Source organism: Nocardia sp. MDA0666 (assembly GCF_003023875.1).
Classification (GTDB): Bacteria; Actinomycetota; Actinomycetes; order Mycobacteriales; family Mycobacteriaceae; genus Nocardia; species Nocardia aobensis.
In genome coordinates, this window is the sequence record NZ_PYHT01000006.1 from 57,958 (window position 1) to 73,773 (window position 15,816).

Annotated in this window: 14 protein-coding genes; 8 read left to right on the forward strand and 6 right to left on the reverse strand. The window is 67.3% G+C overall.

Features of this window, described 5'->3' with window-relative positions; all coding sequences use genetic code 11:
• Positions 1–25: 25 nt before the first annotated feature.
• From C8258_RS11860 to C8258_RS11875, 4 genes are all read left to right on the forward strand, one after another.
• Complete coding sequence (locus tag C8258_RS11860) at positions 26–964, forward strand: ATP-binding cassette domain-containing protein (protein ID WP_199195676.1); 939 nt, start codon at positions 26–28, stop codon at positions 962–964.
• Positions 961–1,725, forward strand: coding sequence for an ABC transporter permease (locus C8258_RS11865; protein ID WP_106955242.1), 765 nt, complete (start codon positions 961–963; stop codon positions 1,723–1,725). The genes C8258_RS11860 and C8258_RS11865 overlap by 4 nt, the downstream gene beginning before the upstream one ends.
• Positions 1,726–1,870: 145 nt before the next feature.
• Positions 1,871–3,220, forward strand: a complete 1,350-nt coding sequence (gene gdhA, locus C8258_RS11870) for an NADP-specific glutamate dehydrogenase (protein ID WP_106955243.1) — start codon at positions 1,871–1,873, stop codon at positions 3,218–3,220.
• A 15-nt stretch (positions 3,221–3,235) separates the two neighbouring features.
• A complete protein-coding gene (locus tag C8258_RS11875) occupies positions 3,236–3,625 on the forward strand; it encodes a cupin domain-containing protein (protein WP_106955244.1) in 390 nt (129 codons plus the stop codon).
• 13 nt (positions 3,626–3,638) lie between these two features.
• Here C8258_RS11875 and C8258_RS11880 read toward each other — a convergent pair whose 3' ends face one another.
• Together C8258_RS11880 and C8258_RS11885 are read right to left on the reverse strand one after the other, a co-directional pair.
• Complete coding sequence (locus tag C8258_RS11880; protein WP_106955245.1) at positions 3,639–4,250, reverse strand: HAD family hydrolase; 612 nt, start codon at positions 4,248–4,250, stop codon at positions 3,639–3,641.
• A 17-nt stretch (positions 4,251–4,267) separates the two neighbouring features.
• Complete coding sequence (locus C8258_RS11885; RefSeq protein WP_106955246.1) at positions 4,268–4,672, reverse strand: SdpI family protein; 405 nt, start codon at positions 4,670–4,672, stop codon at positions 4,268–4,270.
• A 237-nt stretch (positions 4,673–4,909) separates the two neighbouring features.
• Here C8258_RS11885 and leuS point away from each other — a divergent pair, with 237 nt between their 5' ends.
• A complete protein-coding gene (gene leuS, locus C8258_RS11890; protein WP_106955361.1) occupies positions 4,910–7,747 on the forward strand; it encodes a leucine--tRNA ligase in 2,838 nt (945 codons plus the stop codon).
• Between the two features lie 37 nt (positions 7,748–7,784).
• Here the strand turns inward: leuS and C8258_RS11895 are convergent, their stop codons facing one another.
• A complete protein-coding gene (locus C8258_RS11895; RefSeq protein WP_106955247.1) occupies positions 7,785–8,495 on the reverse strand; it encodes an SDR family oxidoreductase in 711 nt (236 codons plus the stop codon).
• Between the two features lie 371 nt (positions 8,496–8,866).
• Here C8258_RS11895 and C8258_RS11900 point away from each other — a divergent pair, with 371 nt between their 5' ends.
• Positions 8,867–10,201 carry a glycogen debranching protein gene (locus tag C8258_RS11900; RefSeq protein ID WP_036507112.1) on the forward strand — a complete coding sequence of 445 codons (1,335 nt, stop codon included), beginning with the start codon at positions 8,867–8,869 and terminating at the stop codon, positions 10,199–10,201.
• 51 nt (positions 10,202–10,252) lie between these two features.
• Complete coding sequence (locus C8258_RS11905; RefSeq protein ID WP_106955248.1) at positions 10,253–11,011, forward strand: glycoside hydrolase family 25 protein; 759 nt, start codon at positions 10,253–10,255, stop codon at positions 11,009–11,011.
• Here C8258_RS11905 and C8258_RS11910 read toward each other — a convergent pair.
• The 3 genes from C8258_RS11910 to C8258_RS11920 form a co-directional block, all read right to left on the reverse strand.
• Positions 11,008–11,739 (reverse strand): amino acid ABC transporter ATP-binding protein, encoded by a 732-nt coding sequence (locus C8258_RS11910; RefSeq protein ID WP_106955362.1) that lies wholly within the window; start codon positions 11,737–11,739, stop codon positions 11,008–11,010. The genes C8258_RS11905 and C8258_RS11910 overlap by 4 nt on opposite strands.
• 68 nt (positions 11,740–11,807) lie before the next feature.
• Complete coding sequence (locus C8258_RS11915; protein ID WP_106955249.1) at positions 11,808–13,604, reverse strand: ABC transporter substrate-binding protein/permease; 1,797 nt, start codon at positions 13,602–13,604, stop codon at positions 11,808–11,810.
• A 123-nt stretch (positions 13,605–13,727) separates the two neighbouring features.
• The gene (locus tag C8258_RS11920; RefSeq protein ID WP_106955250.1) at positions 13,728–14,522 is read right to left on the reverse strand and encodes an LLM class F420-dependent oxidoreductase; all 795 of its coding nucleotides are present in this window, start codon (positions 14,520–14,522) and stop codon (positions 13,728–13,730) included.
• A 168-nt stretch (positions 14,523–14,690) separates the two neighbouring features.
• Here C8258_RS11920 and C8258_RS11925 point away from each other — a divergent pair, with 168 nt between their 5' ends.
• Positions 14,691–15,770: an ABC transporter ATP-binding protein gene (locus C8258_RS11925; protein ID WP_063013253.1), complete on the forward strand. Its 1,080-nt coding sequence runs from the start codon at positions 14,691–14,693 to the stop codon at positions 15,768–15,770.
• The last annotated feature ends 46 nt before the right edge of the window (positions 15,771–15,816 follow it).

A 15,816-nucleotide genomic window follows, 5' to 3' on the forward strand; every position in this document is an offset into this window, starting at 1 on the left:
GCTATCTCATTATGAAAGGACGACCATGAGTTCACCGGCCATCTCGGTCACCGGCCTGCGCAAATCGTTCGCCGACCACGTGGTGCTCGACGGTATCGACCTCACCGTGCCCGAGGGCAGAATCTTCGCGCTGCTCGGTCCCAACGGCGCGGGCAAGACCACCACCGTCCACATCCTCGCCACCCTGACCCGGCCCGACGACGGCAGTCTGCGCGTCGGCGGCCACGATCCGGTCGCCGAACCCGATGCCGTCCGCACCGCCATCGGCGTGACCGGCCAGTTCTCGGCGGTCGACGAATTGCTCACCGGACGCGAGAACCTGCTGCTGATGGCGGATCTGCACCATCTGCCCCGCGGCGAGGGCCGGCGCATCGCCGAGGACCTGCTGTCCCGCTTCGACCTGCGCGACGCCGCCGACAAGGTCGCCGGAAGCTACTCCGGCGGTATGACGCGCCGGCTCGACCTGGCGATGACGCTGGTCGGCGAGCCGCGCATCATCTTCCTCGACGAACCCACGGTGGGCCTGGACCCACGCAGCCGGCGCGGAATGTGGGACATCATCCGCGAACTGGTCGCCGACGGGGTCACCATCTTCCTCACCACCCAGTACCTGGAGGAGGCCGACCAACTCGCGCACCGGATCGCGGTACTCGACCACGGCCGGATCGTCGCCGAGGGCACCCCCGAACAGCTGAAACGCCTTGTGCCGGGCGGACATATCCGCCTGACCTTCGGCGACGACGAACAACTGCGCAGCGCCGCCGGACTACTCGGCGGCACGACCACGGACTCGACGCTGGCGGTGCCCAGCGACGGCGGCGTCGCATCCCTGCGCGACGTGCTGGACCGGCTCGGCCGCGCCCACCTCGAGCCCGAGAGCCTCTCGGTGCACACACCCGATCTCGACGACGTCTTCCTCACCCTCACCGGCCACTCCGCACCCGAGAAGGAAACCGCACGATGACCACGCACACCCTCGCCGACTCCCGCACCATGCTGCGCCGGAACCTGGTGCACGCCAAGCGATATCCCGGCATGACGATCAGCATGTTCATCATGCCGCTGGTGATGCTGCTGATGTTCAACTACATCTTCGGCGGCGCGCTGGAGAAGGCCACCGGTGGCAGTTACATCGACTATCTGGTCCCCGGCATGATGCTCATCATCCCGGCCTATCTGGTGGTCGGCGTCGCGGTGGCCATCGCCTCGGATATGACCAAGGGCATCGTGAACCGGTTCCGGACCATGCCCATGGCACATTCCTCGATCCTCACCGGACAGGTCGCCGGGACCGTGATCCAGGGCGTGCTCGGCGTCGGGCTGATGGTCGCGGTCGCCGTGCTGATCGGCTTCCGGCCCGATGCCACGATCGTGGAGTGGCTGGCCGCCTTCGGCCTCATCATCCTGGTGATCTTCGGATTGGCCTGGCTCGGAGTGGGTTTCGGGCTGGCCGCCAAAACACCGGAGGGCGCGAGCAACACCCCCACTCCGCTGATCTTCCTTCCCTTCCTCGGCAGCGGCCTGGCACCCACCGACACGATGCCCGCCGGTGTCCGCCAGTTCGCGCAGTACCAGCCCTTCACACCCCTGACCGAAACCCTGCGCGGACTGCTCATGGGTACGGCCATCGGAGGTAACGGCGTCGCGGCGGTGGCCTGGTGCCTCGGTTTCGCGGTGGTCGGCTACCTGTGGTCGCGCTCGTTGTTCCGCCGTAAGACCAACTGAGCTACCACCCAGTGATTAACGGACATACCGGTCGAAACCGCATCGTCCGCGCGTGAGAACGTAGGAAAGAGGCCGAGCGGCCCGGGCCGGCACCATCCGGCCCGGGCCGTCGGCGCAGTCGACGACGACCGGAAGGAGTGCGTCCATGGCCGCCCTGGACGAGAAGCTGCAGGACATCTATGCCGAGGTACTGCAGCGCAACCCCGGCGAATCGGAGTTCCACCAGGCTGTTCGGGAAGTACTGGACAGCCTCGGACCGGTCGTCGCCAAACACCCCCAGTACGTCGACGCCGCCGTGATCCGTCGGTTGTGCGAACCGGAGCGGCAGATCATCTTCCGCGTCCCGTGGGTCGACGACAGCGGGACGGTGCAGATCAATCGCGGTTTCCGGGTGGAGTTCAATTCGGCGCTCGGGCCCTACAAGGGCGGCCTCCGATTCCATCCGTCGGTCTATCTGGGCATCGTGAAATTCCTCGGCTTCGAGCAGATCTTCAAGAACTCGCTCACCGGAATGCCGATCGGCGGCGGCAAGGGCGGCTCGGATTTCGACCCCAAGGGGCGCTCGGATGCTGAGGTGATGCGCTTCTGCCAGTCCTTCATGACCGAGCTGTACCGGCACATCGGCGAATACACCGATGTGCCGGCCGGTGACATCGGCGTCGGCGGGCGCGAGATCGGCTACCTGTTCGGCCAGTACAAACGCATCACCAACCGCTACGAATCCGGCGTGCTCACCGGTAAGGGGCTGAGCTGGGGCGGCTCGCAGGTGCGCCCCGAGGCGACCGGATACGGCACCGTCTTCTTCACCGAGCAGATTCTCGACCGGCGCGGCGACAGTTTCGAGGGCAAACGCGTGGTGATCTCCGGCTCCGGCAATGTCGCGATCTACGCCGTGGAGAAGGTGCACCAGCTGGGCGGCACGGTCGTCGCCTGTTCCGACTCCTCCGGTTACATCGTCGACGACAAGGGGATCGACCTCGAACTGCTCAAGGAGATCAAGCACGACCGGCGCGGCCGCATCCACGAATACCCCGATATCGCCCGCGGCTCGGCGTATTTCGTGGATTCCGGCTCGATCTGGGCGGTGCCGTGCGATATCGCGCTGCCGTGTGCGACGCAGAACGAACTCAACGGCAGCGACGCCCGCCTGCTGATCGAGAACGGCTGCGCCATCGTCGCGGAGGGCGCCAACATGCCCTGCACCCCCGAGGCCTTCCGGCTGCTGATCGACGCGGGCGTGACCTTCGCACCGGGCAAGGCGGCCAATGCCGGTGGCGTGGCCACCAGCGCACTCGAGATGCAGCAGAACGCTTCCCGCGATTCATGGACCTTCGAGCACACCGAGCAACGCCTCGAGACGATCATGCGCGGCATCCACGACCGCTGCCTCGAGACCGCCGAGGAGTACGGCACCCCGGGCGATTACGTGGCCGGTGCGAACATCGCCGGTTTCACCCAGGTCGCCGACGCGATGCTGGCGTTGGGCATCGTCTAGCCGCATCATCGGGGTATGCCCCTTCCCGGACGTTTCCAGCCCAATCCGCCGCCGGCCGTGGGTACCCGCAGCCGGGTGCTGCTGCGGTTCCGGTGCGCGGGGCGGGATTTCCTGCTCCGGCAGACGATCGTCGAACCGGGCGGTGACAGCGGCTGGCACTATCATGACGGCACCCTGTTCGTCCTGGTCACCGGCAGCACCCTGGACCACCCCGGAACCGACTGCGTACCGGTCACCTATCGCCCCGGCCGGATTTTCCGCGAGCCCGCCGGCGCCACGCACGCTCACACGGCCCGCAATCGCAGTCGAAAACCGTTGCGGCTCACCGTGTTCTACGTCCTTCCGGCCGGCAGCCCGCTGTCCCGTTCTATCCCCGCGCCGGAGTGCGACACGGACCGGCGGTAGCGTCCGGCCGAGGTCAGCTCACGAGTTCGTGCAGCAGGCCCGGGAATTCGGTGAGGTCACGCAGGACGACATCGGCGCCGGCGGCCCGCAGCTCGGCCGCGTCACACGGACCGCTGGTCACGCCGACCGCATAGGCCGCCGCGGCGCGGGCGCCGCGCATATCGCCGATATGGTCGCCCACGTACACGCTCGCCTCGTGGTCGCGCAGCGCCTCGGCCTTCTGCTCGGCCCACAGGTCGCCGATCACCGCATCGGCCGGGATGTCGAGGTGGGTCAGATGCAGTTTCGCGTTCGGTTCGTATTTGCCGGTGACCACGATCACGCGGCCACCCAGCGCTCGCACCGCCGCGGCCGCCGTGCGGGCGCCGGGCAGTTCCACCGTGCCGGTGATCGCGTACTCCGGATACATCTCCCGATACAGATCGGCGACGGCGGGGACACGGTCGGCGGGGAACCAGTTCGCCAGCTCGTGTTCCAGCGGCGGGCCGAGGCGGGTGACGACCAGATCGCTGTCGATCGGCGTGCCGGTGCGCCGCGACAATTCCCGATAGCAGGCGCGGATACCGGGACGGGAGTCGATCAACGTCATATCGAGGTCGAAGCCGACGGTGAGCGGTGCCGTCATACCGGACGGCGGGCGGATCACTTGGCGGGCTGACAGGCGTCGCGCAGTGAGCACGCGCCGCAGGAGCTACCGCAGCCGCCGGTCTCGGCCGGGGCGAGGCCCGCGATGGCCTCGTTCGCCGCGTTCACGCCGGCGCCCAGGGTGAACAGCGCCACGACCAGCGCTACCGCGGCGGCGGCCAAGCCCACCCATACGGTCGCGACCAGCGCGATGGCACCGGCGGCGGCGAGCAGCAGACCCGCACCGACCGAGGTGGGCCCGGCGACGCGGTTGGCCACGCGATACGCCTCTTCGGTGCGCAGGGCCTCTTCGGTGTGGACACCGAAGAACCGATTGGGCGGCAGGGTGCCGGTCAGCCCGAGCACGCCCGTGACCACGGCCACGGCCGCAAGCAGAAACAGGAGGAGCGCGACCACGAACACCCGGAATACGGTACTCCGGTATCAAAACGTGGCGCCCGCGGGGCTCGCCGCCGCCACGAACGCCCCGCTCACCCCTTTTTGGGTGCTGACGTGCGCAGGCTCTACCCTGAGTGACGACGTTGTCCACAGACGTTCACCAGGGGAACTCGGCGACAAGAAGGCAGGACCGTGCAGGACACTCGTGCAACCGATACAGCCGGCGCATCGACCGGCCGGGGTGACGGGCCCGAAAGCAGCCTGCCCACGCTTCCCGGAACCGATGTGCCCGCACACCGCTACAACGCCGAACTGGCCGGCGCCCTGGAGAGCAAGTGGCAGCGGGTGTGGGCGGAGCGCGGCACCTTCCACGCGCCGAATCCGGTCGGCCCGCTGGCCGGCGCGACCCCGGCCGACAAGCTGTTCATCCAGGACATGTTCCCGTATCCGTCGGGTGCGGGCCTGCACGTCGGCCATCCGCTGGGCTATATCGCCACCGACGTGTTCGCGCGCTACCACCGCATGCACGGTCGCAATGTTCTGCACGCGCTGGGGTACGACGCCTTCGGCCTGCCCGCCGAGCAGTACGCGGTGCAGACCGGCGCGCATCCCCGGGTGACCACCGAATCCAATATCGCCACCATGCAGCGCCAGCTGGACCGGCTGGGCCTGGGGCACGACCGGCGCCGTTCGTTCGCCACCACCGACCCCGAGTTCTACAAGTGGACGCAGTGGATCTTCCTGCGCATCTACAACGCCTGGTACGACGCCTCGGCGAACAAGGCCCGCCCGATCGCGGATCTGGTGGCCGCATTCGCCGCCGGCGAGCGGCCCACCCCCGACGGTCGCGCGTGGGCCGAGTTGTCCGCCGCCCAACAGGGCGAGATCCTGGACTCGTATCGCCTGGTCTACCAATCGGATTCGATGGTCAACTGGTGCCCGGGACTGGGCACCGTGCTGGCCAACGAAGAGGTCACCGCCGACGGTCGCAGCGAGCGCGGCAACTTCCCGGTGTTCCGGAAACGCCTGCGGCAGTGGATGATGCGCATCACCGCCTACTCCGACCGCCTGGTCGACGACCTGGACCTGCTGGACTGGCCGGACAACGTGAAGGCCATGCAGCGCAACTGGATCGGGCGTTCCCGGGGTGCCGAGGTCTCGTTCGGCGCGAACGGGGAGAACATCGAGGTCTTCACGACCCGGCCCGACACGCTGTTCGGGGCGAGCTATGTGGTGCTGGCTCCCGAGCACGAACTGGTGGACCGGCTGGCCGCCGCGCAGTGGCCCGCGGACGTCGACACCCGGTGGACCTTCGACGCGCCCTCCCCTGCCGAAGCCATTGCGGCCTACCGCAAGTCGATCGCCGCCAAATCCGATCTGGAGCGGCAGGAGAACAAGGAGAAGACCGGCGTCTTCCTGGGCGCCTACGCCACCAACCCGGTCAACGGCGCGCAGCTGCCGATCTTCATCGCCGACTATGTGCTCTCGGGCTACGGCACCGGTGCGATCATGGCGGTGCCCGGCCACGACCAGCGCGACTGGGAGTTCGCGCGGGCGTTCGGCCTGCCGATCGTGGAAGTGATTGCCGGAGGCGATATCTCGGAGTCGGCGTACTCGGGTGACGGCCTGCTGGTGAACTCCGACTACCTGAACGGGCTGGACGTCGAGACCGCCAAGGCCACCGTCGTCGAACGCCTGGAACGCGACGGCCACGGCAAGGGCACCATCCAGTACAAGCTGCGCGACTGGCTGTTCGCCCGCCAGCGCTACTGGGGCGAGCCGTTCCCGATCGTCTACGACGAGCAGGGTGCCGCCCATCCGCTGCCGGAATCGATGCTGCCGGTGGAACTTCCGGAGGTGCGCGACTTCGCGCCGGTCACCTTCGATCCCGATGACGCCGATTCCGAACCGTCGCCACCGCTGGCCAAGGCCACCGATTGGGTGACCGTCGAACTGGATCTGGGCGACGGGCCGAAGACCTACCGCCGCGACACCAACGTGATGCCGCAGTGGGCCGGTAGCTCCTGGTACCAGCTGCGCTACACCGACCCGACCAACTCGGAGGCGATCTGCGCGCCGGAGAACGAGCGCTACTGGCTCGGCCCGCGCCCGGCCGAACACGGTGCGAACGACCCCGGCGGCGTCGATCTGTACGTCGGCGGCGTGGAACACGCGGTGCTGCATCTGCTGTACGCACGGTTCTGGCAGAAGGTGCTGTTCGACCTGGGCGAGGTGTCGGGTCCGGAACCGTATCGGCGGCTGTTCAACCAGGGCTACATCCAGGCCTTCGCCTACACCGACGAGCGCGGAACCTACATTCCGGCCGCCGAGGTGGTGGAGCGGGACGGCAAGTTCTTCTGGACGAACACCTCCGGTGTGGAGATCGAGGTCTTCCAGGAGTACGGCAAGATCGGCAAATCGCTGAAGAACGCCATCTCCCCCGACGAGATGTGCGATCTGTACGGCGCGGACACCTTCCGGCTGTACGAGATGTCGATGGGCCCGCTGGACACCTCACGTCCCTGGGCGACCAAGGACGTCGTCGGCGCGCACCGCTTCCTGCAGCGGGTGTGGCGCCTGGTGGTCGACGAGGAGTCCGGGGCCGCGCGGGTCACCGACGCCGAGCCGGCCGATGCCACACTTCGCCTGCTGCACAAGACGATCGACGGCGTCGACGCCGACTACGCCGCCCTGCGCGACAACACCGCCGGCGCGAAGCTGATCGAGCTGACCAACCATCTGACCAAGCAGTACCCGCAGGGCGCCCCGCGCACCGTGGTGGAACCGCTGGTGCTGATGCTGGCCCCGATGGCCCCGCATATCGCCGAGGAACTGTGGGAACGCCTGGGACACAGCACGGCGCTGGCGCACGGCCCCTTCCCGATCGCGGATCCCGCACTGCTGGTGGAGGATTCGGTCGAATATCCGATCCAGGTCAACGGCAAGGTCCGCAGCCGGGTCAGCGTACCGGCGGATGCCGATGCGAAGACGGTGGAGACGGCGGCGCTCGCCGACGAGAAGCTGCTGGAATTCCTCGCCGGCAAGACCCCGCGCAAGGTCATCGTCGTGCCCGGCAAGCTGGTGAACGTCGTCGCATGAGACGTCGGTCGTTGCGGCGCGTCGGCCTCCAGCCGATTCAGCGGGCGATCGGCCGCAGCACGATCTCGGTCGGGTGCGCGTCGCGAGGCGTCTCGACGGCATTGCGGACGGCACGGGCGACGGTCGCCGCGGTGAGAAATTCGTCCGGGTTGTAATCCCGCTCCTCGGAGGCGACGATCGCGCGCTGCATTTCGGTGTCGATGCGCCCCGGGTGGACGGAGGTGACGCGCAGGCTCGGTTCCTCCAGCCGCAGCGCGTCACCGAAGGCGCGCAGTCCGAACTTGCTCGCCGCGTACACTCCCCAGCCCGGGTTGGCGCGCAGGCCGGCGCCCGAATTGATCAGCACCACATGGCCGCTCGCGGCGCGCAGCGCGGGAAGTAGCAGCCGGGTCAGCTCGGCGACGGCGATCAGATTGGCTTCCAAGGTGTTTCGCCACTGCTCGACCGAGGATTCGGCGATCGATCCCAGTTCGGCGACACCCGCGTTGTGCACCAGTACGTCCAGGCGGTCGATCGGCGCCGTGGCGGCGGGCAGTGCGGCGTAATCGGTCAGATCGACCGGCCACGGCTCGGCATCGGGAAGTTCCGTCCGGATCGGCGCCAGCGATTCCGCCGAGCGCGCGCCCAGCAGCAGCCGGTGCGTTCCCGCCAGCTCCCGCGCGATCGCGGCCCCCAGGCCCCGGCTGGCGCCGGTGATCAAGGCGGTCGGTACATCCTGCGCGGCAGTGGATTCCGAAGTTGCGGCCATGTGCTCACCGTAGACCCCGACCGCCCCGGCCGGGGCGGCGCTTGCTACGCACGGCACCGTCGCGGCGCTACGCACCGGACCGTCGCGACGCTACGCACCGGGGAGGGACGTCCCGGACAATTGCACCGCCGCGAGCGGACATCTGTCGTCCATCGGTGGCGAGCCCCGGCCGATGGGTGTAATCCGGATTCGAACAACCGGCTCACAGCGGCGGGCGGGGACGAACACCGCGCATGACGAAGAACGAGGCGATGAGGGTGGACACTGCCGAACCGGTGACCGGGCCGGACCATGCCCCAGCAGCGGCCGGTGTGCGGCACGCGACGCCGGGGCGGCGCGCATATCTGAAGGTGACGTCGCAGAATAGGGAAATGAACGGTCCCGGCTTCACCCCCACCCAACTGGCTGCCCGGGCCTCCTACCTGCTCCGCGGCAACGATCTGGGGACCATGACCAGCGCGGCCCCGAAGCTCTACCCCCATATGTGGAGCTGGGACGCCGCCTTCGTCGCGGTCGGCCTGGCGCCGCTGAGCGTGGAGCGCGCCGTGGTCGAACTCGACACCCTGCTGTCGGCGCAGTGGCGCAACGGGATGATCCCGCACATTGTGTTCGCCAACGGGGTGGACGGCTATTTCCCGGGACCGAGCCGGTGGGAGTGTCGCCGGCTGGCCACGAACGCCCCCGCCGGTCCCGATACATCGGGCATCACCCAGCCGCCGGTGCACGCGATCGCGGTTCAGCGCATCCTCGACCATTCCCGGCGCCACGGCCGCACCACCCGGGCGGTCGCCGCGGAATTCCTGGATCGGCGCTGGGTCGATCTGATGCGGTGGCATCGCTGGCTGGCCCATGCCCGCGACCCCAAACAGCACGGCCGGATCACCCTGTATCACGGCTGGGAATCCGGAATGGACAATTCGCCGCGGTGGGATCGCGCCTACGCCAACGTGGTGGTCGGCGACCTGCCGCCGTATCGGCGGGCCGATATCGACGTGGTCGACCCGGCGCAGCGTCCCTCCGATCGCGAATACGACCGCTACCTGTGGCTTGTGGAACAAATGCGTCGTTGTGGATACGACGATTTTCAACTCGCCTCGACGATGAGCTTCGCTGTGGAGGATGTCTTCGTCACCGCCGTCTTCGCGCTGGCCTGCGAGGTGCTGGCGGGAATCGGGGAGGACTACCGCATGCCGCACGCCGACGTGCGCGAGCTCTACGAGTGGGCCGACTATTTCCGCGCCGGCGTGATCGCCACCGCCGACCCGCGCTCCGGCGCCGCGCGCGACTTCGACCTGCGCGCCGACGAGTGGATCGGTACCGAGACGCTGGCCATGTTCGCACCGCTGCTGTGCGGGGGACTGCCGCGCGCCACCGAACGCAGCCTGCTGCGACTGTTCGAAGGTCCGCGCTTCTGCGGACACCCCGATCTGCGCTACGCACTGCCGCCCTCGACCTCGCCGGTGTCGAAGGATTTCCGCCCGCGCGAATACTGGCGCGGACCGGTCTGGCCGGTGATGAGCTGGCTGTTCTCCTGGGTCTTCGCCCGCCGCGGCTGGGCCGAGCGGTCCTTCATGCTGCGTGCGGAAGGTTTGCGGCAGGCGGGCGACGGCAGCTTCGCGGAGTACTACGACCCGTTCACCGGGGACCCGCTGGGGAGCATGCAGCAGTCCTGGACGGCGGCCGCGGTCCTCGACTGGCTCGGATGAGTCACACGTAAACACTGGTCACAAGCGCCTCGGCTGCCTACTCTCGTAGCCATGTATCGACGCACCGTGGCTCGTCCGAAAGTCCGTCGCTTCACCGCAGCCCTGCCGCTGCTCGCCGTTGCCGGCATATTCTCGGCAACCGGTATCGCCTCCGCCGGACCCACCGGGCCGGATGTGTCGTCCTGGCAGCACATCGACGGCCGTCTGATCGATTGGTTCGCGGTCCGCGCCTCCGGGCACAACTTCGCCATGGTGAAGGCCACCGAGGGGCTGAACTACGTCAATCCCTATTTCGTCCCCGACAGCCTGCTCATGCGCGCGGCCGGGGTCGCGCGCGGCACCTATCACTACGCTCATCCGGATATGCCGCCGGAACCGCAGGCCGCCCTCTACGCCGCGGTCGTCCTCGGCCAGAACGGCCCGCTGGATCTGCCGCCGGTTCTCGATATGGAGAATTCCGGCGGATTGCCCCCGGCGGCGCTGATCGACTGGACTCATCGCTATCTGACCACGGTGCAGGCGTTGACCGGCCGCGTGCCGATCATCTACACCTACCCACGGTTCTGGCAGACGGCGATGGCCGATTCCGACCAGTTCCACCAATATCCGCTGTGGATCGCCGATTACCGCGGTAACGCCCAGCCCGAGGTGCCCGGCGGCTGGCCGGCGTGGACCTTCTGGCAGACCACCGATTCCGGCAGTGTGCCCGGTATCGCGGGCAATACCGACCTCAACGTCTACAGCGGAGCGCAGGGCAGTTTCGCGCAGTTCGCCAATATGCCGTTCAGCGGCAGCAGTTCGGGCAGTTAGAGGATCTGGGACAGAAACTGTTGCAGGCGTGGGGTTTCCGGATCGTCGAAGAGGCGGTCCGGTGACCCCGACTCCACCACCTTGCCCTGGTCCATGAACACCACGCTGTCGGAAACGGAACGGGCGAAACCCATTTCGTGGGTCACCACGATCATCGTCATACCGCCGGAAGCCAGATCCGCCATCAGCGAGAGCACACCCTTGACCAACTCCGGGTCCAGGGCCGAGGTCGCCTCGTCGAACAGCATCAATTCCGGCTTCATCGCCAGCGCGCGGGCGATGGCGACGCGCTGCTGCTGACCACCGGACAGATTCGCCGGGCGGGTATCGGCGCGCGCCGCCAATCCGACCGCCTCGAGTTGCTCCAATGCCAGCGCCCGCGCCGCTTCCTTGCTCAGGCCGCGCAATTTCCGCGGTCCGAGGGCCACGTTCTCCGCCACCGTCTTGTGCGGGAACAAATTGAAATGCTGAAAGACCATCCCGATGCGCTGCCGCAGCCGATCCGGATTCTCGCCCAGCACCGACACCCCGTCGATCAGCACATCGCCGGAATCGGGTTCGTGCAGACGGTTCAACACCCGCAGCAGGGTTGATTTTCCCGAACCGGACGGGCCGATGACCGTGGTGGTGTGACCGGCCTCGACGTGGATGTCGACGCCGCGCAGCACCTGGTTGTTGCCGAGGGTCAGATACAGATCCACCCCGGTCAGCGAGGAACTGGTGCCCACGCCGGCGCTCTTCCGGTCGCTCACGCCGTTGGCATTCTGGTCGCTCACGCCGTTGGCATTCTGGTCGCTCACGCTCCGCGTCCTTCCGTGATGACTGCCTGGTCGATTTCGTCGGCGGCGGCTTCGGCGCGGCCGGTGCGCAATCGGCGGTCGATGTAGTTCACCAGGTGGGTGAGCGGGATGGTGAGCAGCAGATAGACCAGGCCCGCCGCGACCAGCGGCGACAGATTTCCGGTCTGGGAATTCAGGTCGCGGCCGACGGCGAACAGTTCCCGCTGGGAGGCGAGCAGGCCGAGGAAGTAGATCAGCGAGGAATCCTTGATCAGCGCGATGAACTGGTTCATCAGCGCCGGCAGCACCCGCCGCACACCCTGCGGAATCACCACCAGCGTCATGGACTGCCGATAGCCGAATCCGATCGCACGCGCGGCCTCCAACTGCCCCGGCTCCACCGATTGGATACCCGAGCGGAAGATCTCGCCGATATAGGCCGAGGCCAGCAGCGCCAGCGCCACCGCGCCCAGCCAGTACGGATTGTTCCCGGTGATCCCCTTGACGATCGGGCCGATGCCCAGGCCGATCAACAGGATGATCACCACCGCGGGCAAACCGCGGAAGATGTCGGTGTAGACCCGCGCGGGCCACCGCAACCAGCGAGTGCGCGAAATACCGGCCACCGCCAGCAGAATGCCGATCAGCGTGCCCAGCACTCCCGAAACCAGCGCCAGAATCAGCGTATTCGGCAAACCGGTCTTGAACAGATCAGGAAATGCCTTGCGGTACAACGACCAGTCGAAGAACGTTTCCTTCAATTGCGTCAGCGTCGATTTCGGTGCGTTCTGCTGACCGCTGTGCTGATGTTCGGCCGCGATCTTCTCGAAGTCCGGAAGTTGCGGCATCGGCGCGGATTTGGAGCCCGGTTTCCAGCCCGGCGGCAGCGGGCGCGGCACCCAATCGGAGTAGAGCTTGGCGTAGGTCCCGTCCGCGATCACGGCGTCGAGGCCGGAATTGAGTGCGTCGATCAGCGGCTGATTGTTCTTGCGGACCGCCCATGCGGTGAAATTGTCCAGGCTGAAGGTGTTCTGCACGATCGAGGTGGGATCACCCGGTTTGATCGCACCGGTGGCCTGCTGGGACGGCGCGACCCAGGCATCGATCTGCCCGGTCTTCAGATTCGCGTAGGCGGTGTTGTAGTCGGGGAATTTCACCGCGTCCAGATGCAAGGTGCCGCTGACGTATTCGTCCTGCACGGTGCCCTGCACCACGCCGATCCGCACGCCCGGTTTCAGATCCGAGAACCCCTGGATCGCACTGCCGTTGGGCACCACGAGCGAGAAGTAACCGAAGTCGTAGCCGTTGGTGAAACCGACCTGCTGCCGCCGCGCATCGGTGGTGGTGATGCTCGACGACCCCACGTCGAACCGGCCGGTGGCGACCAACGAGAGCAGCGAGGCGAATTCGGTGCCGGAGAACTGCACCCGCAATCCGAGCTTCGCGGCGATCGCCTTCAGCAGTTCGTTGTCGAATCCGGTGAAGGTCCCCGACGGATTCACGCAGATACTCGGCGGCGCGTCCGACAGCGTACCCACGCTCAGCACACCGGGCTGGGACAAACCGAGCTTGGTGATATCGATCGAACTCAGCGGCGCGGTGGTCGCGGTGGTGTAGCGATCGGTGCCGGCCGTCGCACCGCTCGCCAGTTTCGTCGGCGCGGGGGAGGCGGCCGAGGGCCCGGGCGGTGCGCACAGGTTCGAGGCCTGCGACGAGCTGCCGCCGTCGGAACTGCAGGCGACGGCGAACAGCAGCATCATCGCCGCCATCAGCGCGATCAGCGCACGCGGGCGCGAGACGGGCAAACGGGCCATAGCCGAGAACCCTAGCGGGGCCGGCGGCGCGCCGAGGGCGGCGACGCGGGTCCACGGGCCGCCGCCCCTGCCACATCGCCCGGCGGAAATCGAATCCCGCTGATTCGATCAGACGGTGTTCGATCAGGCGATACCGGCCACCGACTCCGGATTGAAGTTGTCCCGCCATGCGACGGCCTGCTCGACCACGCTCAGGTCGTAGTCGGGTCCGCCGGCGCCCACGGTGAACAGCGTCGCCCCCGCGCCCACCAGCCGCTCGGCCTGTTCGGCGCCGGGCCAGGACACCGACCGCTCGATCCGGTTCGCGTCGGTGCCGACCTCTGCGCAGTGTTCGGCCAGGATCTTCGATTTGCGTTCCAGCGCTTCGATATCGGCGAAGCTGTGCCAGATGTCGGCGTATTCGGCCACCAGTCGCAAGGTCTTTCGCTCACCACCGCCACCGATCAGAATCGGAATGTGGCGCGTCGGTTGCGGATTCAGCTTCGGCAACCGGGCGTCGATGCGCGCGAGGTATTCCTTCAGCAACGCCAGACGTGTTCCGGGCGTGCCGAATTCGTAGCCGTACTCGTCGTAGTCCTTCTGGAACCAGCCGGCGCCGATGCCGAGGATCAGCCTGCCGCCGGAGATGTGATCGACGGTGCGGGCCATATCGGCGAGCAGATCGGGATTGCGATATCCGCCGCCTGTCACCAGTGCGCCGAGTTCGACTCGTTCGGTCTGCTCGGCGATCGCACCGAGCATGGTCCAGCATTCGAAATGCGCGCCGTCGGGATCGCCGGTGAGCGGATAGAAGTGATCCCAGTTGAACACGATGTCGACGCCCGCATCCTCGGCCCGGCGCACCGCATCCCGGATCAACCCGTAATCGGGAGCATGTTGCGGCTGTAGCTGAACTCCGATGCGAACCGGTCGAGTCATCCGATGCTCCTTCGTCTCGTGAGCTGCTCTCGCGGCCGGTCAGCGGCCCTTGACGAGGCTACTCGCCCGCTGCACCCCGTGCGGGGCGCTGGGTTACTGTGGGGCGCGCACCGACCCCTCTACTCGGATCGTCCGGCACGTTCCTGCCGGTGAAGGGATTGATTTACCATGGCCACGGTCACCTTCGACCACGCCACCCGGCTCTACCCGGGTGGCACCAAACCCGCTGTCGACAAGTTGAATCTCGAGATCGCCGACGGCGAATTCCTGGTACTGGTCGGACCGTCCGGATGCGGCAAATCCACCTCGCTGCGCATGCTGGCCGGACTCGAGGAGGTCGACGACGGCCGCATCCTGATCGGCGACCGGGACGTCACCGACGCCGAACCCAAACAGCGCGATATCGCGATGGTGTTCCAGAACTACGCGCTCTACCCGCATATGACGGTCGCCGAGAACATGGGCTTCGCGCTGAAGATGGCCAAGGTCGGCAAGGCCGAGCGCAACCAGCGCGTGCTGGAGGCGGCGAAACTGCTCGACCTACAGGACTTCCTGGACCGCAAACCCAAGGCGCTGTCCGGCGGTCAGCGGCAGCGTGTCGCGATGGGCCGTGCGATCGTGCGCCAGCCGCAGGTGTTCCTGATGGACGAACCGCTGTCGAATCTGGACGCGAAACTGCGCGTGCAGACCCGCACGCAGATCGCCCAGTTGCAGCGCCGGCTCGGCACCACCACCGTCTACGTCACCCACGACCAGGTCGAGGCGATGACCATGGGCGACCGGGTGGCGGTGCTCAAGGACGGGCTGTTGCAGCAGTGCGCCTCGCCGCGGGATCTGTATCGGGATCCGGCGAATCTGTTCGTCGCGGGCTTCATGGGTTCACCGGCGATGAACCTGTTCACGCTGCCGGTGTCGGACGGTTCGGTCACCCTCGGCGGACATTCGATCGCGCTGCCGCGCGCGGTGGCCGATGCCGCGGGCGAGACCGTGGTGGTCGGTATCCGCCCGGAGCACTTCGATCTGGCCGGTGGTTCCGAGGGGATCGCCATGGAGATCGACGTGGTCGAGGAGCTGGGCTCCGACGCCTACATCTACGGCCGCACCCTGGGCGAGGCCGGCGGAGATCAGACCATCGTCGCCCGCGCCGACTGGCGCAATCCGCCGCAGAAGGGCGACAAGCTGACACTCACCACCGATGCGGAGCACACCTACTTCTTCGACCCGGCCGACGGTCGGCGACTGACCTAGTCATCGAAACCGACTGCCCCCGAATACTTTCGGTATTCGGGGGCAG